Here is a 23,859-nt window from a genome sequence, read left to right on the forward strand (position 1 = left end):
GGTATGAGGAACAGCAAGAATCTAGGTGCTCTGTAAAGGGTTATCAATTGCCCGTTAGGGCAATTGACTTAGTGCAGGACTATTGTTTAATGGCCAGCGACCTTTGTACTTTTTATAGCATTCCAGTTTAAGCGCATATCCCATTTAAAGCGATGCTCTGGCTTCAACGGTGGTTGTTCTGCATCAATGTGGCTCAATACATTGCTAGCTTCAGTTAGCGTAGCGTCTCGCCCAAACAGGTAACTTTGTTCTTTCACTATGGTTAAATAAGCTTTATTAAGCGCTAATGCGCGGTCCGGACTCGGTGTAATTAGCGCATATACAGAAGGGGCCCGTTGCACTTTTTCTACATTAAGGATGCCTTTCTCGCTAAACCAGCGGGTCAACATTTCTTGGTTTTGACGGAATTCGTCACCGCCGCCAGCGCGTTGCATGTAAGTTAGAAACTCGCCTTGCGTTTCGTTTATATTGGGTACGTCTTCCATTTCGTGCAGGTTAATATATCCCCAACCAAGACTGCCTGGCACCTTTCGAGCAAAAGAAAACGTTTGATCAAATGTTGAGCCTACGGTTTTGTGGCAGCCGTTACAAAAAGCCAGTTCTTGATCATGTTGGGCGCGCAATTCCCCTTCTTCATTTTCAATAAAGCCGTTAATGGTCCAGCCAAAACCGTTTTCGATGCCTGCGTCACCTAAATAGCGGGTTTGCGGTAAATTTTCGAAATGCTTTTCCTTAGCTTCTGCATAGTAAGCAGAAGCTAAGCTCTCACGACTTCTGAATCTGTGCTTTTGCATATAGCGCACTTCTTTCATGCGTTCAGCGTTATATATATCACCATGCTCGTCAACGCCGATATAGCGTACCGTATGCAGAAACTCTGTGCCTTCAGGAAACAGCATATGCGCCACTTCAACATGGGCAGCATCGCCAATATAATGAGTCTGGCGGACCATGGTGGTTACGTGCTCACTGAGTTCATTATCGCCGTTAATATCCAAGGCGAGTTCCTGTTCGTTGATGCCTGCCACGGGCAGGGTGTTGACGTCTTTAAGTGCCATTTCAACTAGGGTTAAGTTCACTAGATATGCGTCACGACTATATTTACCTTCGAGTTGTTGAAACGCCTGAGGTAAGCGGATCATTGCATCCCCAGTAGAACCATTGGTTGGCCAAAAGGTGCTGGGGAAGGGCTTGTAGTTATAGGAGACCCAGCGGCTATCGTCTTTGGCTAACCCGTCTGTATCAAAAGCGGCTGCACCTGTACTCAAGTTTTCAATACGCATGTATTCGGGAATAGTGCTATCCCCTTCAATGGCAGAGGCGTAGTTATCTTGGGATGTGTATTCCAAAATGGCGTCGTCTTCGATCCCTGCAATCAGCTCACGCCTATCGATAAATAAGTTCTTCCAACTGTTGGTAAGCCCGACGTCGGAAAATTCGTAATTGCCTTGTAGTGTGCCATCGCCCATCTGATTGGGGCGTTTTTCAACGCGATCATAGCTTTGGTGACAGGCATAACAGGGGTTATTTTTACCTTCTGTTTTGGTGTAACACTGAGGTGGGATAACCGACTCAGGATTGTAAATTTCTTTATGTTCTATGTAGGCCATGGCAGGAATGTCATCGCCTTCATTGTATGGATATGCATCAGCTTCATTGCTTGTGGCTTGAACCACGATAGTCTCTGCTTTGTTGCCGGACTTTGCCTCTTCTTGCGGGGAGGGCGAGCAAGCCAACAAAAATGGTAGTAAAGTAACGCTTAATAAGGGTAGTAATTTAATGTGTATGTTCATAATGATTACAACGAAAAAATCCGAGCACACCTGTGCTCGGATGAATTAAAGGGAAAAGCTTACTTGTCTGCTGGCTCGTACATCCACAGCGTGTTGTTTTCCTGGAATCCGTCTTCACCAATCAGAATACGGCCGTCGTTCATCACCACAACGTTATCTGGCTGAGAAAGTTGCTCCACATCACAACGCTCTGCTCCTGTTAAGCTTGAGCGGTAAGTTCCCCCCATCACTACAGGCTCGATACGTGTAATGTCATACCCCTGTTCAAGACGAGCGCGATACACACCACCACAATCTTTAACACGTGCTGAAAGCTGAATATCACCTTCGTCATCCACCATGGTGTTATCTAAATCCGCGATACCGATGTAAAGATAAGCATTTTCAACCACTTCACCGTCTATGGTATCTGTTCCTTCAACCGCTTCTTCAGCGCGCTTTAGGTTGATTGAAATACCTTCAAGCTTGCGCCATTCAGCTGTTGCACCTTTAGCACGCGCAGCTGCACGTGATTCAAGAAACGCCACACGATCATCCATTGGCTCCCCTGCTGTTTGGCTGCTTCCGCCATTTTCAACGGTAGGGTAGGTCGCATCGCCATTTGCCCAAGCGGCTACATCAGCCATGGTGATGTATGAACTCTGGCCTTCTATGTAGTCATCGGTGCCAATGTCGTTGTATTCATTCACCCATGCACGAATAGTGGCATTATCACCACTGGCAAGTTCAACCCACTGAACATCAAAACCGGTAGTAGCAGGTTCATTTTGGCCAAGGTCTTGGGTTAATTTAGCGCCGTAAAGGGTACCAGTAGAGAGGTCTTCAGCGGTGTCAGCAATGAACTTAAATAACACGCCGCCGGTATCATCCTGTGAAAGATACACGGTTTTTCCATCTGGCATGACGGTTGAGTTCTCGTGCTCATAACGACCCATAGTTAAATGCTTAACAATGACAGGCTCATCAGCAAGAGGCTCGGTGACTTCTGCTATGTAACCATAGTTATACGGGTTTGACGCATCTGGTGCTGTCATCTGCCACATGCGGCCAAGACGAGCATCCGTTGCGACGGCTTCTGGATCATTCCAGCTAGGTGAGGTGGTTGAATCAACAGATGAATCTACCACCCATTCTTCCGATGTTAGTGGGGTATTCCAAGGGGACATAGATCCGAAACAGTTAGCGGCAGTTCCCCACACTGGGGAGAAGTCTAGCATCATGGCTTCAGTTACTTGCCACATACCAAAATCATCACGCTCAATCTTCATGCGGCTCATACCGCCGGGTAATTCTTCCCAGTTAGAAAATAAATAACCTTCACCTGACGCCGTAGAAATAAAACCATTAAAGTCAGGCATATCGTTTTCTAACACTAACTCCTCGCCATCTAAGGTGTAAATGTGCCCTAATCCTTCAGGTAATTCAGTGCCAAAGGTATCGCCTGTTTGACCAAGGACTTGGTATTGGCCAATGGCGGATACCACCACTTCCTTTTCTTCATCGCTGGCAGGTACTGGCGAATTAGGTAGCGTAACAGGTAGGTTGTTAAAGTTTGCGCCCGCTAAAACCCCTACGGTGCCTGTGTTAATTGGCTTTGCGTTTACCTCAGTGGTGACGGCATTGGTGCCGGAAGGATGTTGGACATTAAAGAAAAGATCCCCTTCATCGGTTAAGAAAATACCAGTTACTTCAGCGCCTAAAGGCACCGTCGCAATGCGCGTTAATTTTCCTGCGGTATCACCTTGCTCACCTTGAGCACCTTGTTCGCCTTGCTCACCAACGGCGCCTTGCGCACCGTCTTCACCATCATCGCCGTCCAATGAACAGGCTGAAATACCAAATGCTACCGCTAACGCGAGGGCTGAATATTTTATATCGCGTAAATTTTGAATCTTCATTAACTATCCTTTTTTATAATCATGAGTCAGAGACGTAGCAAGGCTGCGCATCTCATAGTGGTCATAGCGGCGATTATAGTGAGGTTGTTATGTGACTAAGAGGTGACAGATTATTGACATAAAATTGAAGGTTTTCTTACGGCCTAGGGTTGGTGGCTATCTTTCAGTATTCCGCTGACGACATTCATACAGGTGGAAAAAACCTATTAGGTTCAATAGCTAACGTATCTGGTATTAGGGATATACGCGGTGAAAATAAGGGAACGGAGTAGGAAATAGACGATAAAGCCAAGCGGCGTTTATCGTCAGTGGTGTACTTGGTTACCGCTTAGTTTAGGGCTAAATCGTTAGCGATCGATAGGTCGCCAAAGAGCAGATGCTGTTCTTGCTACCGCATCTGTGATTAAACTGATTTACCTACATTATAAAGCTGATTAACCTTCTGATTTTTCAAGGTTTGCGTCGTGCCATCTCGCCAGCGCACTGTAATGTCGTTTACTACGTCATCCTTGCCTAAACCGAAATGCGCAATGTTCAATAAACTTTGTGAATGGTTGGCGTTGCTCGAGCCAATAAGCTTGTACTGTTTGCCACCTTTGGTGGTGACCCACACTTTAGCGCCGTAAGGGTCTATACCATTTTGTGAATAGCCGATTTTTACCAATAGGTGATTGTTATCAGCATCTTGGGTAATGTTTTTGTATAAATGCCATTTCCCGTTGTCGTCATCGCCGCTTAATATATCGATTTTTCCGTCAAGGTCGAAATCAAATGCTACGCCTGAATCACCGTGAGATTTGAGTCCTATTTCGCTGGTGGCATCTTGCTTATCAATGGCTTTGAACTGCCCATGGCCGTTATTGATGAACATCACGTCAGCGATTCGGCGTTTTAAATCGCCAAAGCGGTAAACAAAGAAATCTGCGTCTCCGTCATTGTCAAAATCACCTGTGGTCACTCCCCAGTTATTGCTTTTGGCTTGCTCAGGTAAGACGTTTGAAATATCGGTGAATACGCCGTTGTCGTTGCGTAGTAGTACGTCAGGCACTCCTAACTCTTGCGGTGTCCAGCTGGCTTCATAGTCTGTGATGCCGGTGAAAGACGCGCGCACATCCCAGGCTAAATCATCGGTGAGCATCCATTCTACCCGCCACTTGTTGTCACCTAAGTAACCTATGTACCAACCGGTTTCAGTGACTTCATCAGGAAAGCCTATTGCTTGCTCCTGTGTCACGGTCTGATCAGCTGTTGGCGTGGTAATTTGCTGTTTGTTAGCACCGATATATACCGGCATAAAATCCAGCAGTTTGGCTCTAGGGAAGTGATAAAAGTCATTGAGCACTAAGTCAGCATTAGCATATAAGGTTAAGCCATCGTGACTTTTACTGCCGACATCGCGAAGGTCAAGCGTCTGATGTGCTCTATCAAAACTGATGCTGTTATTGGCGATGGTGTAGTACAGCTTGCCTCTGGCAAAGTAGTAATCAAGGTCGCCGTCATTATCAATATCAGCCTGAGCGACAGTGACGGTACCAGGGTAACCCTCATGTCCCGCTGGAAACACCTTGCTGGTGGTATTGGTAAAGGTAAAATCGCCATTGCCTTGCCAAATAGTGGATTTGTCATAACTGGTGAATGTAATGATGTCCATTACATTATCGTTATTGTAATCCGTGAGTAACACTCGCTCTGCTTCAACATCTTCGAAACCTGGACTGCTCACATACCGAAATTTAGCGTTACCTATATTTTCAAAAATGATGTTTCGCGGTGAGGTCTCATCAACCATTTTGGTGGCGTTAACCTGCATAAAATCAAGGTCGCCATCGTTGTCTAAGTCTACCCAGCGCACGCTTCTGCCCCGTGCGCCTAGTTCAGATATGCCTGCTTCTTGGGTTACATCGGTAAATTTGCCATTGTCGTTGCGCAATAACCGCTGAGGTTGCGGGGTTAAACCGTTCCCGCCGCCAAGCGACAATAAAATATCATTGTCGCCGTCAGCATCGTAATCACCGGCGGACACGCCATGTAAATCCACCTTGCCATAAACACCCTTCACCTCGCTAAAATGATGGTTTTTATCACCCATAAACAATTGTACTGGGGTGGTGTCATGGTTGGTCAATAAAAAGTCGTAGTGCCCGTCATTGTTCAAATCAACCACAGCTGGACCGCCGTATTTCCAGTTTGCATCTGTGATTAAGCCAACTGACTCAGACACATCTTTAAATGCTACAGGGTTATTTTTGGGGGAATTTACATCGTTGTTATGACTACAAGCGCTTTGTAAAACGATAACGACGCCAAGGGCGACTAAGGAGAGTGGTTTACGTATGTTCATAGTAATAAGAGTCTCTAATGATCAAAAAACACAGGTTCGGCAAATGATGTAGGCCATCAACGCGTAACGTAACGGTTTATTTCCGGCTAAGAAAATCACATTTATATTGATAATGTTTATTGTAAATTGTTTACAATTTTATATCATACTCGCTACATTAAGCGATCTCAATCAATGCATTAATTTTTATTTATTAGGCGCGTAAGCTATTACTCAACAAGCGTGCTAAGCCATTGCTAGCCTTATGTCAGCAAGTGAATGCGATTAAAATAATGTATTTACACTAGGGTATTTATCTTGAGCACAGAGCGGCTATTGCTAGTGGACGATATCCACTTGTTAACAGTATTTGTGAGATAAAAGAGGCTGGGTAAGTGCCTTGCGTTGACATTAAATACGTGAGAATCGTTGGCCACGCTCATTTAATAGTGCGAATTAGGGCGTTACTTCTATCGGCATCCACACCGCTAACCATCGTTCACGTTTTTCAGTGGGTGATAAGGTTTTAGGTGATACTGGCACTGCGCTAATAACTGCGCTAATAACTGCGCTAATAACTGCGCTAATAATTGCGCTAGTAAGTTGGTGTTTATCGACAATAAGATTGGCATTTATTGCGCTTTTTATGCTTTATATGACACAAGGGGCTCCAAATAGACATTGAACTGTCTATGGTGCCCATTACGCGTAGTTAGTACATCGTATTCCCGTTTTTCGAATCACTGGGTATTTCTTGTATTGAATCCCAATGCTCAACGATTTTTCCTGCATCATCAAAACGGAAAAAATCCATGGTGATGTAGTGCATATTGTCCGGCCAGGTTTGGTGAGTGTGCAGGGCGACCAAATCCCCTTGTGCAATAGCGCGTACAAATTCGATACTTTTTACAGGGTAATCCTCAGCCATTTCAGTGAAGTAATCGATAAAACCTTGTTTACCGTCTTTCACTGCTGGATTGTGTTGTATGTACGTGTCGCCTACGTAAAGTGCAACGGCCTTGGCCGGCTCACCTAAATAGGCCGTGCGGTAAAAATCAATGGCGTTTTGTTTGTTCGCCGCTAGATCATGAGTCATATTTAGCTCTTTTTTTAAGTTTATGTTGTTCTGTTAGTTTATAGCCTGGAGGGTTTAGGCACAGGTATGCAATATTCATTACACAGGATTAACAGCAGTCGATCACTGACCTCCGCTCTGGCTACTTTATCAAATGCTAGCGCCTCTTAGCGTCTCTTGGCATTTGGTTGGCTCTTGGCATACCGTTACTCTCATAATAAAATCACTTAGCGCACAATGACAATTTTTCGCATAGCTGCCACGCAGAATAAAGCAATTGCCCATATTTGAAATAGCTGTGTTCGTTGTCTCTTCTATTGTAGTGATCAAGTGCAGTGATCGAGTGCAGTGATAATAAAAGCACCGGCCCCGCAAATACGCACGGCGAACATTATCCAAACAGATTCTTGGTAAAGATGAATGCCACCTCTGCTTCTGCTGGAGATATAAATATTCGACAGAATATAAACCATGAACGCCATAGGCTCAAAGGCATAGCGCAACAATCAGGCTGGTAATCTGCTCTTTATTCCACTTTTCAAAAAGTAAGTGACAGGGCTAGATTCAGGCAGCAGAGCCATGTGGCGTTTTTCAATGAGCGCTGAAATTTTAATGAATCGTTCGGGGTAAGCATGTCGGTTAATATTTCGATGCACAGTATTAAATTAAACGCATTTTTTGCCCGTTTGAAACCTTAACGTTCTAGCTTTAAAAGTGAGGCAATGAGGCGATGATGCAATAAATCACAAAGGGGACGGAGCAACTGCCTTGCGCGATAGTCATTACCAATGAGCAATCATTAAATTAACAAGGCAGACAGCATTAAATCAGTAAGGCAGTCAGTGTAAAATGAAGATTATTCTTTTAATGCTATAACCGCACTGACTTCTACTGACATATTGCCAGGTAAGCCGCTCATACCTACCGCTGCCCGCGCGGCTTTGCCGTCGTCACCAAACGCCGTGACAAACAGATCAGAAAAGCCATTGATGACCTTCGAGTGGTCAGTAAACGCCGGAACCGCTGCTACCATGCCGTTAATTTGTAGCACCTGTTTAACCTTCGTTAAATCGCCTACCGCCAATTTTATGGTGGCCAGCGCACACAAACCCGCGCGCTGAGCGGCCTCATAACCTTGCTCAACATTAAGCGTATCGCCGAGTTTTCCCAATATACTGTTACCTTCGCAGGCACCGTGACCTGACAGGTACAAGGTATTCCCTGAACGTCGCCAGGTAACATAATTAGCGATGGGTTTTACCGGGGCAGGTAATTCGAAACCAGCAGCTTTAATGCGTGCTTCAGGTGAATCGCTGGCAAAGGCGTTTGCAGACATCGCAAGGCTGATGGATAAAGCGCACGTAAGTAAAAGCTTGTTCATGGTGTTCCTTTTGCTTATTGTTTTTTGGGGTTAATTTTAGATTAATTTTGTGTTATTCAACGCTCAACCGAGGTTTTTCAAAGCGATAAGCAGTTGGCTAATATCATTCGCTGAGGTAAATACCTGTGGTGTAACCCGAATACAGCAACCGCTGGATAACCCGACGCGAACGACTGTAAAAACGCCAAATTCGTTTTCTAACCTTTGCTGTAGATTTTTCGCCTCTTCCAGCGTTGTTTTACCCGCAAGGCGAAATGCACCCATGCCTGTACAGGACTCACCGTCAGCGCCGCCCAGTACTTCGATATGTGGCATCTTACGGGCTTCGGTTGCCCACAAGGCATGTAAGTAACGCAGACGCGCTTCTTTGTTAGCGCCGCCAAGCATGTTGTGAAAATTGATAGCCGCAGGCAGGGTTAAAATTGAAGCGAAGTTGACTGTAGCTGTGTGTACGCGCGAATTCACACTGATGTTTTTTGGGTCAGATTCACCAGGGTAGGGGGATACTTTTTTCAATGAGCCTTTTTTCATATACAGCGCACCCACACCCACTGGGCTGCCAATCCATTTATGCAAATTAAACCCTGCCCAATCTACGTTCAATTCTGTGATATTGAAGTCGAGCAAACCCCATGATTGAGCGCAGTCACATATCACATCTATACCCCGTAGCTTCGCGATGGCCGAAACCTTAGCGACGGGCAAAATCAAACCATGTTGATTACTCACATGAGTGAGCAACATTAATTTTAAATTAGGGTGTTTATCAAAGGCTTCAATGTACTTATCGAGTATTTGCTGCTGATTTGCCTGAGGAGGTAGTGTTACCTCAACCGCCTCGAGGTTTCCAGACGCCGCAAGCCAGCGCATGGTGTCTTTAAAGCTGGGATAATCGATGTCCGTATACAGAATGGCATCATCTGGCTCTAATCGATTGTACTGGCGAATAAGGTTATGAATTGATTCAGTGGCATTGCGGGTCAGCACGACTTCGTCTTCCCGTGCCCCAAGAGCTTTAGCAACGTTAAGGGTGCTTACTCTTTCGTCGTTTTTATAGTGTTTACGTGCATAGTAAGACAGGTCAGTGTTAACCATACGGGTATTGTCTACGTAGGCTTCTTGTACTGGGCGAGACATCTTGCCCCAATAACCATGCTCCAAATTAACAATGCCTTGGGCTGTGTCGTAAAACAGTGCAACCTTGGCCCAAAAAGATTCATCCTCAGCGAGGGATTCAGGGGAAAGCCCTTTAGGGACGGCGGGAAATTCAGCCACGCTGATCTGCGGCGCGCTGTTGGCCATTCCTGATGCAGCAAGGGTGCAAACAGCCCCCGCAGTTAAGGTTTTTAGCATGCTTCTACGATCAAAGTTCGTCGCGTCTTCGCTCATTACTACACCTTATTATGTTAGCTATTTTACTTAGTTTAAATGCTGTGCTCAAACAACGGGTGCTGAAAATACTAGCGCATTCAATAGCGTGTAGCATGAGTCGAGCCAATGCGCATACTTTGGGCAAAGTCTCATCAAAGACCATAATCGGTATTGAAATCGTCATCAGTTATTGTTGAGTGTGAGCAAAAGAGATGTGACTAGGGAGTATCGAAAGACAGAAAGCCAGAATGACAGAAAGCCAAAAAACTGGTGAGAAGCTCAGCGGAGTAGATAGCTTATCCAGCGAATAGGTCAGCAGTCTCTGTGTGTCTAAATTAATATGCCCAGTAATCATGAAAAATTACTGGGCCGCGCTTTATGACACTATAGGAGCTGCACATAGCATTGCTCTAGTGACTGTGCTCGTTACTAAATTAACGACACGCTAAGCAGAGCAAACGGCTTGCTTTAGGTCAAATGTGTAAGCCTTGGCAACCGCGGTTTGGATGCTTTCTTGTTGCTCGCTTCTATTAATACCGCTTAGCATCGCTTTGACAGCCGCGGTCATAATATTGCTGTCTTTGGCGACACCGAAACGAGTTGTGGTGTCACCCGTTCTTAATTCTAAGTAACATACAGCGGTGACCCCAGAGCCCTCGCCAATTGCGTGCTCATGGTAATCAACAATCTCAAGTGGCGTTTTTATCAATTGACTCATCGCGCGGGACGCCGCATCGATTGGCCCATTACCCACACCGCTAATATTCACCTCAGCGTTGTTAATAATCAGCTGAATGTCGATTTGCTGTTGGTTTTGTTCAACGGTTTTAATTTGGCACTGTTTAAACTCAATCCAATCGGGTTGAATCAAATATGTTGATTCAAAAAGCGACACAATACCCGAAGCGCTCATTTCCTTACCGCTGGTGTCATTGTGTTGCTGTACGATTTTACTGAATTCAATCTGTAATTTACGCGGTAACTGCAAACCCCCTTCGCGTTCAAGTAAGAAGCTCACGCCCCCTTTTCCTGACTGGCTGTTTACTCTCACAACAGCATCGTAGCTGCGGCCTAAATCAGCGGGATCAATTGGTAAATAAGGCACTTGCCATAGGGTATCTTCTTTTTGTACCGCCAAGCCTTTTTTAATCGCGTCTTGGTGAGAGCCTGAAAAGGCGGTAAAGACTAACTCCCCGGCATAAGGGTGGCGAGGGTGCACAGGCAACTGGTTACATTCTTCCACTAAGTTGCGCACTCTATCGATATTCGAAAAATCCAACTCCGGGTTAACACCTTGGGTGTATAGGTTGATTGCAAGGGTGACTAAATCCACGTTGCCCGTACGCTCACCATTGCCAAACAAGCAGCCTTCAACTCGGTCGGCACCTGCCATCACGGCTAGCTCTGCTGCTGCCACGGCTGTGCCGCGATCATTATGTGGGTGCACACTCAATACAATATGCTCTCGGCGGTTAAGATGACGATGCATCCATTCTATTTGGTCTGCGTAGGTATTCGGGGTGTTCATCTCAACGGTGGCTGGCAAATTAATGATAATTTTGTTGTCGGCACTTGGCTGCCACACCTCTACTACTGCATCACATACGTCTTTGGCAAACTCAATTTCGGTGCTAGAAAACACCTCGGGCGAGTATTGATACGTCCAATTTACCTCTGTTGCTTGGGCAGTCAATTCCTTCACCCACGCTGTGCCTTGGGTGGCAATATGCTTTACACCGGCTTTATCGGTTTTATACACAATATCGCGAAAGGCAGGGGCGACAGGATTGTACATATGCAATATAGCTTGCTTCGCACCGCGTAAGCTTTCTACTGTGCGCTCGATTAAGTCAAAGCGTGCTTGAACTAGCACTTCAATAGTGACGTCATCTGGGATGTGATTTTTTTCGATCAGTAAGCGCACAAAATTAAAATCAATGTCTGACGCTGACGGAAAGCCCACTTCAATTTGTTTAAAGCCAATAGCGACTAATTCTTTAAAAAAGCGCAATTTCGTGTCAATCGACATGGGATCTATCAGCGCTTGATTGCCGTCGCGCAAGTCGGTGCTCATCCAGACAGGAGCATGAGTAATGTGTTTATTCGGCCATTGGCGATCAGGTAAGCTAACCCCTTCAAAGCGTTGATATTTGGTATGTGGTTGGCTGATCATTTTTGCGCTCCGGCTTTTAAGATAAACAAGGTGTACAAGCGTAACGCAGACCCGCGGGCAGATAATTGCTAAAACTGGTTTATTTTGTTTTATTGCGCAATAATATTGCTCAGTATTTGACTTTATTGATTATTTTCACCTTTATAGGAAGTTAACGTGGAACTTGATAAATACGATCGCCATATTCTTGAAATAATTCAGCACAAGGGCAGGATCTCAAACCAAGAACTAGCCGATGCGATTAACTTATCCCCATCGCCCTGTTTGCGCCGGGTACGGCAATTAGAAGAAAGCGGATTGATAGATGGTTATGTGGCGCTAGTAAATGCGCGTAAGCTTGGTTTAAACCTGTTGTCTTTTATTCAAATTATTATGGATAAACACACCCCAGAGCGTTTCGCTAAGTTTGAGGAGAGCGTAATGGGGTTTAGCGAAGTGTTGGAGTGCCACTTGATCACCGGACAAGCCGCCGATTACGTGCTTAAAGTCATTGTAAAAGACATGGACGATTTTCAGCAATTTTTGCTCGATAAACTTACTCGCATTGAAGGCGTCAGCGGGGTTCACTCTTCGTTTGTGCTTAAATCTCCCGTGAAGAAAACCTCATTGCCAGTTTAATACCAATCCGCATTATTAAGTGCCCCCTCAGAATGCGTCCAGCACTTTTTTATTAAGGCGTCGCTATGTAGTAATGGTTTTTCCCTTCCAAATAGTGATAACGCAGAGCAAAAGCCGCTGGGGCATTCCTTTCAGGCGAGTTTTAAAAGGGCTTACACTGCGTTGCATAACTTCGAAAGAGAGCGACTATTCATTCAGTCATGCGCCTTGTTTAAGCCCTTTTAAACTCTCGCTGAGTGATCACCTAATAACGTGGAATGGTAAAATCTCCCAAAATAAAAAGGCCTAAAAGTTCACTTTCAGGCCTTTACACTTCACTTATTTCACGCGCACATATTTATTCATCGCAACGTTCTTAAAACCTGAGATGCGTTAACAAGCGTAAATCACATGGCGACTTTGAAAATAGCGACCACATGCTCATGGGTTGGTTGAATTGGATTTGTTAAGCCGCAGGCATCGTTCATTGCATTGGTGGCGAGAATGTCGAAATCAGCTTCTTTCGCACCAAGCTCGGCAAGACCGGCTGGAATATTCACACTGCGTGACAATGACACTATGGCACTAATGGCCGCCTCTGCACCCGCTTCATCCGTTAAACTATCTACCGCTACTCCTAGTGCTTTGGCAATATGTTTTAGGCGAGGTGCTGCTTCTTGCGCATTGTATTTTTGCACATGTGGCAGTAATACCGCGTTGCACACACCATGAGGTAAATTGTAAAAACCGCCTAATTGGTGTGCCATAGCATGAACATAGCCTAAAGACGCATTATTGAACGCCATACCAGCTAGAAACTGTGCATAGGCCATTTGCTCACGGGCAGCCATATTGGTGCCGTTATGCACTGCCTCATGCAAGTTATCGCGGATAAGCTCGATGGCTTTGATAGCACATGCATCTGTGATCGGATCGGCGGCAGTAGATACGTAAGCTTCAATCGCATGAGTCAGTGCGTCCATACCTGTCGCGGCGGTTAAAGATGCAGGCATACCCGCCATCAGTCTTGGATCATTAACGGACAATATAGGCGTAACGTTTTTATCCACAATCGCCATTTTTATATGTCTTTCTTGATCAGTAATGATGCAGAAGCGCGTCATTTCTGACGCAGTGCCCGCTGTTGTATTAATGCTGATTAACGGTAGCTGCGCCTTTTTAGATACATCAACACCTTCATAATCACTGATGTGGCCTCCATTTGTCGCCACCAGCGCGATACCTTTAGCACAATCATGGGCTGAGCCTCCGCCGAGAGAGATTACGCAATCACATTCATGGGTGTGCAGTACATCAAGCCCCGCGTTTACATTGTTCACGGTCGGGTTAGGTTGAACGCCGTCAAACACAAAGCTATTAACATCTTTCTCTTGGAGCAAGTTTTGTACTTCAGCGACCACACCTAACTGTGTCATGCCCGGGTCGGTTACAATCAAAGCATTTTTGAACCCAAGGGACTCAATTTGTTGAATAGCATCCTCGAGGGCATTCTCGCCCATGATATTAACGGCAGGAATATAGAATGTGTTGCTCATTAGGTTGTCCTCAATGTTACGTATGTTCACGTTGATCTAGGCTAATGATTTTCCCACTATTAGGGCCTGATAAAATTGACACAAAACAAGTTTGAATAGCGAACCACCTGCTCAGAAGCTTGAATAATGTTACAGAAAATGTCAGTTGCTGATCTGGGCTCATAGAATCGATTAAGCACGCTGTTTTTATAGGTAATCAAAACGAAGAGGGTTGGCGTTTTGCGATCGTGGAATTAATTAAAAGCAGCTCTGGTGCTCGCGACTTGGAGGGAAGCAGCAACAGGAATAAATTACTGACATGGTTGTTAGTATACCCAACCATCCACACAGTTGGTGGGTGTGCCGAGCTCGTCGATTTCTGCATAAATATCGTCGATATATTCAGGTTCCGCGCCGTCTTGTTTGGCTTTTTCGAGCCAAAATGAAGCCTGGGGCATATTGTTATGACAAGCGTAATAGGTGCCCAACCACGTTTCAGCGAAGCGGTAACCTTTTTGTGCAGACTGCTTGAAAGCCCCTAAGGCTTTATCTTTTGCGTGTTCTTGCAGAGATTTACCAAGGGCATAGTAAGCGCCGGGTTTATCAAATTCATCGACTGCGAATTGCCATAACGTTTGTGCTTTGGTGCTATCTTTTATAATCGATTGAGACAAGCTAAGAAGCGAATATCGGTAGCTACCCTGATCTAACGCGGACGCTAAATCGTGGATCTCTTGATAAGGTAAATTCTGGTAATCATTTATCTTAGCGTTAAACGCCAACTGTATTTTATGCTCGCTGCGAGCAACCTTAGGCAGACCAAACAACAGCTTGTTTTGACGTAAAAAAGCGAGGTTTTCTTGTTCATTTAACTCAGTTAAATAACGAAACCAATGGGTGAGTGCACTACTGTCGCAGCCGCCATGTTCCGCTATCACTTCGTCAACCATTTGTGTTGCCAGCAAACGCGTTTCTGCTGCGCCTTCCATCCAATGAACGAATTCATCAAAGCGGTAATCCATGTTTTTACGCAGTAAATAATCAACCTCAGGCAAGAATTTAGCACTTGTGATGAAGTCTGTTTCACAGCGCGCATTCATTTGCGTGAATGCCACATTAATCAGCTCAATTTGACCAATAACGCGCGCATACTGCATGGCCAATTGCTCCATCTCAGAAGGCGCTTGCGCATATACTCTTTTTACAGACGCACTTAGCAGCAATATTGACAACAAAGCACTAGAAAATACAAACCGAAACATCAAAAATCCTATGATTATTGGACCGTTACTTAGAAAGTGAAAACCGACACGGGCGAGGAGTTAATTGGATTTTACCGGAGCATCATCGAAAATAAGTTTCGATCCTAGAAAGACTAATACGCTACCAGAAATACCTTCCATCCAGCGCATAGCTGCACTGCTAGCAAAGAAGCGTTTAGCTGAGCTGACAGCGCCTGCAAGACCGCACTGCCACACCATGGCAATCACAAAGTGTATTGCTGCCATAGTCATTGCTTGCAGAAACGGCGAGTACTGAGGGTCGATAAATTGCGGTAAAAAGGCAAGATAAAACACGGCGGTTTTAGGGTTAAGCACATTCGATAAAAAGCCCTCTTTTAACGAGCGATTCAGGCTTGAAATTCTCACGCCGCTAGCATCAATGGCAACACTTGCATCACCTTTAAGCGCAGCTTTTAATGCTCCAATGCCTAACCAAATTAAATATGCAGCGCCTATCCATTTTATTACCATAAAAAGTTCAGCGGATTGTAATAAAATCGCTGATATGCCCACTGCTGAAAAGGTCGCATGTACGAACAAACCAAGACAGATGCCAAGGCTAGTCACTATGCCGTCACGCCCTCCAGAACGACTCGAGTTTTTGATCACCAACACGGTATCAATCCCTGGGGTGAGGGTTAATAGGGTGATAGCCAACAAAAAAGCTTCGAAATTTAAAATATGCATCGATTGGGATTCACTGCCGGAAAAAGATTACGCGATAAACGCCTAGCGTATTTTTATATCATATTAGGCGCGGTATCCAAATCCCTATTGCTGTTTAACGAGTGGACAGACAAAACGGCTGGCAACTAATCGCTCAGGTGCTAATAATTGCGATGCTACTGAGACGCACGGCTTAGCTTGGATTCTATTTATAAGGATTTTTAATTACCTGATATTGTTGAGTATTTTCACTATAACGATACCAAACCCCTCTGCATTCAATGTAATCTCTATTTTGAAAGCGTGACAGTCTGTGCTGGGCAGGGATGTCATTTACCCAGACGCCCATCGGTGCAGAAATCACCTCGTAACCCTGTGACGTATCGCGGTAAAATATGCCATCAGCATAATAGCGGCCTGAGCTGATAGGGGTATGTTTGTCGGGTATGGCGGATATGATGGTGCCAATCGCAACTCCTACGCCTAATATAATTAGCGCTGCCGGCCCATTACCTCCGCCTCGAACATTAACGTTACCATGACCACCTGAATGCCGACCGTGAAATAAGCCACAAGACGTTAAAAGCAAACAGCTAATTAACGCAATAAAAGCGAATCGGCACTTCATACCTTGCTTTGAGCGTTTCACAGCTAGTTTTACAGATCGTTTTATATGTCGCTTCAAAGAGTGGGTCATACTAGCGCCTCCAAAGATGATATATATTGGATACGCAAGACAGAGGATTGTTAGAGGGAAAAGAGTAAAGGTTGTGTAAAGAAGTTGGTGAGTGATTATCTTCAAAATAAGCACTCACACAGGCTTAACAACGACTATGTTAAATTTTGCATAAAACCACTCAACCTTACCAATCCCTCTTGTAACTCACTCTCAGCGGAGGCGAACGACAAACGTACGTAATCATCCCCTTGAAATTCGCCAAAATCATTGCCTGGAGTGAGTGCTACGTGGGCTTCTTGCAGTGCACGCTCACAAAAGTCCATGGCTGAAAGGCCGGTAGGGCGAACATCAATATAGACGTAAAATGCGCCATCTGGCTGGACAGGCACGTGCAAACCACACTCTTTCAACCCGGCTAAAATCAATTCTTTTCGAGACTTAAGCATCGCTCTGCGGGACTCACACACGGCAATAGAAGCCGGTGTAAAACATTCGAGGGCGGCTTTTTGGGCGAGGGTTGATGGACAAATGTAATAGTTTTGCGCCATGCGCTCCATAACAGGTACAGCGCGCTCAGGTACCACACACCAACCTAAGCGCCAGCCAGTCATGCCGAAATATTTAGAAAAGCTATTGATAACAAGTGCTTCATCATCGAATGATAACGCGGTAATCGGCTGAAAACCTGCGTCACCGTGATGCAAATTAAGGTAAATCTCATCAATGATACGCCACGCACCGCGGCTTTTAGCGAACGCGCACATTGCCTGCAATTCATCTGGTGCAACGGCTGTGCCTGTTGGGTTTGACGGTGTGGCTAACATTAAACCTCGCGTACCGCTGTGCCAGTGATTTTCAAGCAAGTCCATATTCAACTGAAAGCGTGAATCTGCTGTCGTCGGCACTAATTGAACATTGCCTCCGAAGCTCTTTATGAATTGCCGGTTACAGGGATAAGAAGGATCGCCCATGATCACATTATCCCCAGCGTCTACAAACGCCGCCGATAACAGCAACAACGCAGCAGAAGCGCCCGCCGTCACGACCACACGATCCGGGCTTATATCGACGTTATGCGCCATTTTATAAAAGCCTGCGATAGCAGCACGGAGCTCGGGTAACCCCAGCGCTGACGTATAGGGTAGAGGGGAAGTCGTGGCCAGGTTCTGCATAGCAAGTAACACATCAGGTGGCGCGCCAAAATCGGGCTCACCGATATTAAGCTTAATAACATGATGGCCTTGTGCTTCTAATTCGGCTGCTTTAGCCCCAAATGCCATGGCAAAGAAGGGCGATATAGCTTGGGCGCGCTGTGAATATTTCAAATGATACGTCTCAACTTATGACTGCAAAGGGTACAAGATTGCGAAGGGCGCAACGAAAGCGGGCTATTCTGCCATTTTTATCGACATAAAGCAGCGGCTTTCCCCATTAAATGCAGGTGCGGTTTGGTTGAAGCTCACGCGAATACTTGTTCGTCGCGTTATCGCTTGTCGTGGCTTTAAACGTGCTGATACAACTCACTTTTTATGGGTATATTTTCTGGGCGAACACGCCTTGTCTGCGATCAAAATATTCACAAATCCCTTGACCAAGAGGATGAAATTGTGACAAATTAAAATGCAAATGATAACGATTACTATTTGCAGTAGATATTCACGTGAACTTAAAACCCCTCATACCTTGCCTAATGTTGTTCAATACCAGTGCTCAGGCGCAGTTATTCAATGACAACAAGCCCAATGTAAAACATATTGAAAATACACCGTTAGAGACAATGGTGGTAACGGGCACGCGCACCGAGCTTGCCCAATCACAAAGCCCAATTCCTATTGAGGTGATTACAGGAGCACAATTACAACAAGTGAGTCATGGCACGTTAGCCAGTGCGCTCAACTTCATTCCTGGAGTGGTCACTAAGCGTAACGAAAAAGACGGCTACACAGTGCAAATGCAAGGTTTTGACGGAGATCATGTATTGGTCCTGCTTGACAGCCAACCGCTAATTTCACCCACTGGCTCGTCGGTAGATTTAGACCAAATCAGTGTGCTAAACATTGAGCGTATAGAAGTGTTACGCGGTGCGGCGTCTGTGCTTTATGGTAGCTCTGCTATGGGCGGAGTGATCAACGTTATCACCCGTAAACAGAATCGAAATAGTGCCAAGTTCCGATACCAAGCAAGCAGTTATATGCAAAATGCCATCGATTCTGGTGATGTGGCTGGGTTATACCAATTAAACGTTAACCAAATGATTTTGGGCTGGCAGGGAAGTGTTAGCGCACAAAAAATTGATGATCCAGGCTTTGATTACGACCAAAATACACTCTCACAAAGTGCACCCAGTACGGATAAGTCGTTTGTTAATCTGGGGTTGGCTAGGGACTTTGGTGAAGTTCACTTGGCGTTAAAGACCCGCTATTTCAGCGATGAAAAAAGCAAATTGCGCTATGCCATTCCTGGACAAGTTGGAGACATTAGTTATATATCCGACGTCGAGCAGTGGCAGCACGATATCAGTGTGAGTCAAAGCCAAGTATGGAAGGTACAAGGGCGCTATCTACAACATGATGAAACCAGCGGAGATTCAAACGGTCTGCGTGATGCCCAAATCACGTTGGCAGAAATAGACAGTCAATATCAGTGGCAACTAAGCGATGTCGCCCTTGTATCAGGCTTGGTATTGCATCGTGATGAACTTTATCAAGTTAAGCAAGCCAGCACGGCCGGTGTCGCTGGCACTGTTGAAATTGATGACCAAAGTCGTGACAGTGTTGAGGCTTACACGCAAGCCAGTTGGCAATATGGCGATCATGAATTGGTTGCGGGCCTTCGAGCACAAAATGACAGTGACTTTGGGGTACATTCTGCGGCGCGGGTAAATGGTTTGTTTACCCTAAGCGATGATAAAAATGACTTATGGCAATTGCGAGTTGGGGCAGGGCAAAGCTATCGCGTTCCTACGTTAAAAGAACGCTTTTATGTATTTGATCACAGCAACTTAGGTTACATGGTGCTGGGCAATGAAGACCTTGACCCGGAAACCGCCCTAAGTGGCAACTTTGAGCTGAGTTACCACGGCAGTGTTCAGCGCTTGTTTGGTGCTAATCGATCGCGCGATGCCGCTGGCAATAACTCTCGCAGTGACTCAAACAAAAACGCTCACAGCGCCTACCCGCGCTTGTCGCTAAGAGCCAATATTCATTACGCCAAAGCGCAAGATTTTATTAATACAGTGACCGACGTTGAGGCTTCAGCGCAAACTGGTTTATTGATTTCCCGCTACGCCAATGTCGACCAAACCTATATGAAAGGGGCAGATCTGTCGCTTAAGCTGGGTTGGCAAAAAGTGGATTATCAACTGAGCTACAGCTATCTACATGCCACCGATGGCGATGGTGTTTACTTGGCTGAACGGCCCACGCATCAGATTAAGACAAACCTCACTTGGCGACTCCCTTACGATATCAATGCGTTAGCCTACGTGGTGTATGAAACGGGCGAGCATCCAAGCAGCACACAATTGGGTATCGAAAAAGACGATTGGCTCAGCGTTAATCTCAGCGTAAATCAGCACATTAACGACCACTGGCAGTGGAATGCCGGTATCGACAACCTCTTTGATGAACATCAAAACAGCGATGCTATCGCCCAAGGCTTACTCGATGTAAGGCCCCTTTCAAGCCAGCGGGTATTTGTCGGCGTTAGCTATCAATTCTATTAAAACACTCTTACAACAAGGAAATACACACATGAAAATCAGTTACCTCGCCAGCTTGAGCACCGCCATACTACTAACAGCCTGCGGAGGGTCAAGTTCGAGCAGCGATAGCGTTGATACTTCACCCACTGAGCCGACGGTACCGGTGGTAGAAGAGGGCACAATAGTGGGGCCGTTTAGCACAGGAACAACTGCTGAGCCAACTCGCGTGTATTTCGATTTAGATGCGGGTATTGCCCTTACGCTAACTGCTGAAGAAGCGGCTGAAAGCAGTGCATGGGATATCGCGTTTCAGCGCACCAAGATCTATTTGAATACCCACAGTGACAACGGCGTTGGGGCATTTTTCACCGATATTAACAGCGACTTTTATGATGATACTGGCGCCGCGGTTGCCAATAGCTTCTTAAACGCTGATGCAGACACAGAACTAGATGATTATCTTGCTATCAGTGGGACGGACATTCCCGAGGAAACAAGTTTTGTTGGTGACAGCGAAGAGAGTGTCATTGGCGCAAAATTTTACGATTACGATACAACAACCCATATAGTGACTGCCAACGATGACCGCTATTTCATTGTCGACTCAGATGACGCTTATACCAAGTTTCGCGTGACGGACTTAACCACTGAGGGGCGCACAATGTCATCCATTACGTTTGGCGTTGCCACGCAAAATACCTTAGCCGGGGACACCGAATTTGGTGCTGAATCAGCATTGACCATTAACACCGCAGACTGCACCGATGACATATACATAGACTTTGATTTAGGTGCGGCTATATCTGCCACAGATGCGTGGGATATTACCTTGGCGTGCACCACAGTGGATGACATCACAGGGGCTGAATTTGATATTCACATCGCTGAAGATGCCACTGCGATAGTGGATGACGACAATGCTTATGCTGCAATAGACAGCGAAGCCGCACAGTTTTACGGCTTTGCGTCAGACGTAACGCAAGAATTGGCCTTCGATAACAACCCTTGGTATCAGTACAACTTAAATGGTGGGCATTTGCTGTGGTCACAATACGGTGTGTACTTGATCAACACCAACGAAGGCACGTTTAAAATGCAAATTACCAGCTACTACGACGATGCGGGTACATCAGGTAATTACAGCTTCCGGTTTAATGAATTAACCAGCGAGTAATTCATTAGTCCTGCATGCAGGTACTCGCGCCGAAGCGTTGGCTGAGTATCTAGGTGAAGGTTTATTTTCAACAAGTGCGGTTTGCGGCGGTATTGGCGCAAACCGCACTTCAGCCGCACACAAATTCGGCAAACCGTTTAAACGTTAATTGGATGCACCATGTACAAGTTCGTTAGTTTAGTTTTTTTTCTTGCGTTAATCAGTTTACAACCATCAGCATACGCAGGCACCTCGCTTGAATCGGATGGCCAGCAAAGTCCCAAAAAAATGCGCATTATCGCCTCGGGCGGCAGCATAACAGAAGTAATTTATGCCCTAGGTAAAGAGCAGCTTATTGTTGCTACCGACAGCACCAGTTTATTTCCTGCTGCCGCTGCTTCACTGCCTAAACTGGGGTATTTTCGTCAGCTCAGTACAGAGGGCATTCTAGGGTTCCAGCCCACCCATTTATTGGGTGCACAGGCTACTGGGCCTGAAAGTTTAGCTGAGCAGTTAACAGCTGCGGGTATTCAGGTTCACATATTTGATGAGCAACGAGACGTAGCGGGTTTGCATCAGCTTATCAGTGAGATAGGCCAGTTATTAAACGCTTCAGAAAAAGCGTTAGCATTGAATCAACAGATTACCCAACAAGTAGCACAGCTAAAAGCCAAAGCAAGTCAACGTCGTTTGGCGAATGATTCAAGCGCCCTTGCAGGCGGGCATGACAAGGTCACGGCGCTGTTTGTGATGTCTGACAGCGATCGTGGGTTAACCGTCGCAGGGGGGAATACTGTGCCTCAAGCCTTGTTTGATGATGCGGGTGTGAGAAACGCAGCACACGCTTTGATAGATTATAAAGTGATGGATAACGAATCGATTTTAGCGGCCAACCCAGACATCATTTTTGTCGCAAGTCACCGTGCACGAGAGGCGAATGCATTACAGCGTTTATGCCAACACCCAGCACTAAAAGCGACAAATGCAGGGCGAAATTGTGCCATCAGTGTAATGGAAAGTAGCAGTGCATTAGGGTTGTCTCCTCGCTATCCACAAGCCTTGCAAACGGTGATTGCGCGCACTGCTGGGTTTTACGCTGACCAGAGCCGATGAATGCCAATATGACCTCTAATATGTCTACCAACCTAAAAGCCTCGCCCATCACCCTTCAATTTGCCCTACATGCAAGGCGAAAAAAGCATATGCGTGGCTTTACGTTTGTGCTCGCCCTCGCAACGGTGTTGCTGCTAGTGGGGTTACAATCAGGTAGTTTTGAGCAATCTAGCCACGTTTTATTTGATGTGCTAGTCAACAAGTTCAACCATCAAGCCTTGTCTCAAGAGCAGTACTTACAGTGGTATGTCTTTTCTGAGCTGCGTGTACCACGCATGTTTATGGCCATGTTTGTTGGGGCATTACTGGCGATGTCAGGTTGTGCGATGCAAGGCTTGGTGCGAAACCCGTTGGCGGATCCCGGCTTAATAGGCATTTCAGGGGGAGCGGCTGCAGCCGCCGCCACAGCACTCGCGCTGATTAACCATTATCCACAACTTGAAATAGGTGGGCAGTATTTAATCGCCTTAAGTGCATTTATTGGTGCACTAATAGCCGTCTGGATTGTTTTGATAGTTGCGCGTACGCCAGCAGGTATGGCGATTTCGTCGCTGATTTTAGCAGGTGTTGCGGTTAATGCATTGTCGGGTACACATATTGGTGCAATTAGTTATATGGCCAATGATGACGCGTTACGGCAAATCACTTACTGGACGATGGGCAGCTTAGGCGGGGTGACGTGGTCTAAAGTGCTGTTTGTCGGAATATTAAGTATTCCGATTATCGCGCTTTATATGCATTTGCGCCAACCACTGAACTTGTTTGCTCTTGGCGAAAACGAAGCCCAGTGCATGGGCCTTGAAGTCAACAAATACAAACGTTTGATACTCTGGCTAGTGGCATTTTCGGTCGCTCTGGCTACCGCACTGTGCGGCATTATCGGCTTTGTTGGTTTGGTGGTACCCCATATTGCTCGCACGATTTTCAGCGCAGATCACAAGTATTTGATGCCTGCCTGCGGTGCGCTTGGCGCCATATTAATGTTGGGCGCTGATACCGCTTCTCGGGCGTTATTTCCCCCTCTTGAAATTCCTATCGGGATAGTGACCTCAGCTGTGGGAGCGCCGTTCTTTTTATACCTTTTAGCTAAACAAAAAAGGGGAGGGGCAATTGCTTAAA

At 45.8% G+C, this 23,859-nt stretch carries 18 protein-coding genes; 5 read left to right on the top strand and 13 right to left on the bottom strand.

Features of this window, described 5'->3' with window-relative positions; genetic code table 11:
• Positions 1-86: 86 nt before the first annotated feature.
• The 8 genes from PATL_RS07545 to leuA all read right to left on the bottom strand — a co-directional run bounded on the left by PATL_RS07545 (position 87) and on the right by leuA (position 12,011).
• Positions 87-1,793: a hypothetical protein gene (locus PATL_RS07545; protein WP_011574312.1), complete on the bottom strand. Its 1,707-nt coding sequence runs from the start codon at positions 1,791-1,793 to the stop codon at positions 87-89.
• A 59-nt stretch (positions 1,794-1,852) separates the two neighbouring features.
• Positions 1,853-3,691: an alkaline phosphatase PhoX gene (locus PATL_RS07550; protein WP_011574313.1), complete on the bottom strand. Its 1,839-nt coding sequence runs from the start codon at positions 3,689-3,691 to the stop codon at positions 1,853-1,855.
• Positions 3,692-4,094: 403 nt separating this feature from the next.
• Positions 4,095-6,032 (bottom strand): CRTAC1 family protein, encoded by a 1,938-nt coding sequence (locus PATL_RS07555; protein WP_011574314.1) that lies wholly within the window; start codon positions 6,030-6,032, stop codon positions 4,095-4,097.
• A gap of 467 nt (positions 6,033-6,499) precedes the next feature.
• Positions 6,500-6,643, bottom strand: a complete 144-nt coding sequence (locus PATL_RS22665; RefSeq protein ID WP_157043403.1) for a hypothetical protein — start codon at positions 6,641-6,643, stop codon at positions 6,500-6,502.
• 80 nt (positions 6,644-6,723) lie between these two features.
• On the bottom strand, positions 6,724-7,107 hold the full coding sequence (locus PATL_RS07560; protein WP_011574315.1) for a nuclear transport factor 2 family protein: 384 nt from the start codon (positions 7,105-7,107) through the stop codon (positions 6,724-6,726).
• Positions 7,108-7,942: 835 nt separating this feature from the next.
• The gene (locus PATL_RS07565) at positions 7,943-8,467 is read right to left on the bottom strand and encodes a RidA family protein (RefSeq protein WP_011574316.1); all 525 of its coding nucleotides are present in this window, start codon (positions 8,465-8,467) and stop codon (positions 7,943-7,945) included.
• Positions 8,468-8,530: 63 nt separating this feature from the next.
• Complete coding sequence (locus PATL_RS07570) at positions 8,531-9,856, bottom strand: aminotransferase class V-fold PLP-dependent enzyme (RefSeq protein WP_011574317.1); 1,326 nt, start codon at positions 9,854-9,856, stop codon at positions 8,531-8,533.
• A 427-nt stretch (positions 9,857-10,283) separates the two neighbouring features.
• Positions 10,284-12,011: a 2-isopropylmalate synthase gene (gene leuA, locus PATL_RS07575; RefSeq protein WP_011574318.1), complete on the bottom strand. Its 1,728-nt coding sequence runs from the start codon at positions 12,009-12,011 to the stop codon at positions 10,284-10,286.
• A 156-nt stretch (positions 12,012-12,167) separates the two neighbouring features.
• On the opposite strand from leuA, the gene PATL_RS07580 reads away from it, so the two are divergent.
• Entirely contained in the window at positions 12,168-12,629 is a 462-nt protein-coding gene (locus PATL_RS07580; RefSeq protein ID WP_011574319.1) for an Lrp/AsnC family transcriptional regulator, read from the top strand.
• A gap of 386 nt (positions 12,630-13,015) precedes the next feature.
• Here the strand turns inward: PATL_RS07580 and yiaY are convergent, their stop codons facing one another.
• From yiaY to PATL_RS07605, 5 genes are all read right to left on the bottom strand, one after another.
• Complete coding sequence (gene yiaY, locus PATL_RS07585) at positions 13,016-14,164, bottom strand: L-threonine dehydrogenase (RefSeq protein ID WP_011574320.1); 1,149 nt, start codon at positions 14,162-14,164, stop codon at positions 13,016-13,018.
• 305 nt (positions 14,165-14,469) lie between these two features.
• Complete coding sequence (locus PATL_RS07590; RefSeq protein ID WP_011574321.1) at positions 14,470-15,405, bottom strand: hypothetical protein; 936 nt, start codon at positions 15,403-15,405, stop codon at positions 14,470-14,472.
• A gap of 60 nt (positions 15,406-15,465) precedes the next feature.
• On the bottom strand, positions 15,466-16,113 hold the full coding sequence (locus tag PATL_RS07595; protein ID WP_011574322.1) for a LysE family translocator: 648 nt from the start codon (positions 16,111-16,113) through the stop codon (positions 15,466-15,468).
• Between the two features lie 184 nt (positions 16,114-16,297).
• Positions 16,298-16,789, bottom strand: a complete 492-nt coding sequence (locus PATL_RS07600; protein WP_232283299.1) for a DUF6515 family protein — start codon at positions 16,787-16,789, stop codon at positions 16,298-16,300.
• A gap of 134 nt (positions 16,790-16,923) precedes the next feature.
• Complete coding sequence (locus tag PATL_RS07605) at positions 16,924-18,096, bottom strand: aminotransferase class I/II-fold pyridoxal phosphate-dependent enzyme (protein WP_041713510.1); 1,173 nt, start codon at positions 18,094-18,096, stop codon at positions 16,924-16,926.
• Between the two features lie 335 nt (positions 18,097-18,431).
• Between PATL_RS07605 and PATL_RS07610 the strand changes: the two genes are divergently transcribed.
• The 4 genes from PATL_RS07610 to PATL_RS07625 all read left to right on the top strand — a co-directional run bounded on the left by PATL_RS07610 (position 18,432) and on the right by PATL_RS07625 (position 23,858).
• Positions 18,432-20,495 (top strand): TonB-dependent receptor plug domain-containing protein, encoded by a 2,064-nt coding sequence (locus tag PATL_RS07610; protein WP_041713512.1) that lies wholly within the window; start codon positions 18,432-18,434, stop codon positions 20,493-20,495.
• Between the two features lie 28 nt (positions 20,496-20,523).
• A complete protein-coding gene (locus PATL_RS07615) occupies positions 20,524-21,648 on the top strand; it encodes an HmuY family protein (protein ID WP_011574326.1) in 1,125 nt (374 codons plus the stop codon).
• Positions 21,649-21,807: 159 nt separating this feature from the next.
• Entirely contained in the window at positions 21,808-22,740 is a 933-nt protein-coding gene (locus PATL_RS07620) for a heme/hemin ABC transporter substrate-binding protein (protein ID WP_011574327.1), read from the top strand.
• A gap of 89 nt (positions 22,741-22,829) precedes the next feature.
• A complete protein-coding gene (locus PATL_RS07625; protein ID WP_081429969.1) occupies positions 22,830-23,858 on the top strand; it encodes a FecCD family ABC transporter permease in 1,029 nt (342 codons plus the stop codon).
• The last annotated feature ends 1 nt before the right edge of the window (position 23,859 follow it).

The sequence above is a fragment of the Paraglaciecola sp. T6c genome (genome assembly GCF_000014225.1).
Classification (GTDB): Bacteria; Pseudomonadota; Gammaproteobacteria; order Enterobacterales; family Alteromonadaceae; genus Paraglaciecola; species Paraglaciecola atlantica_A.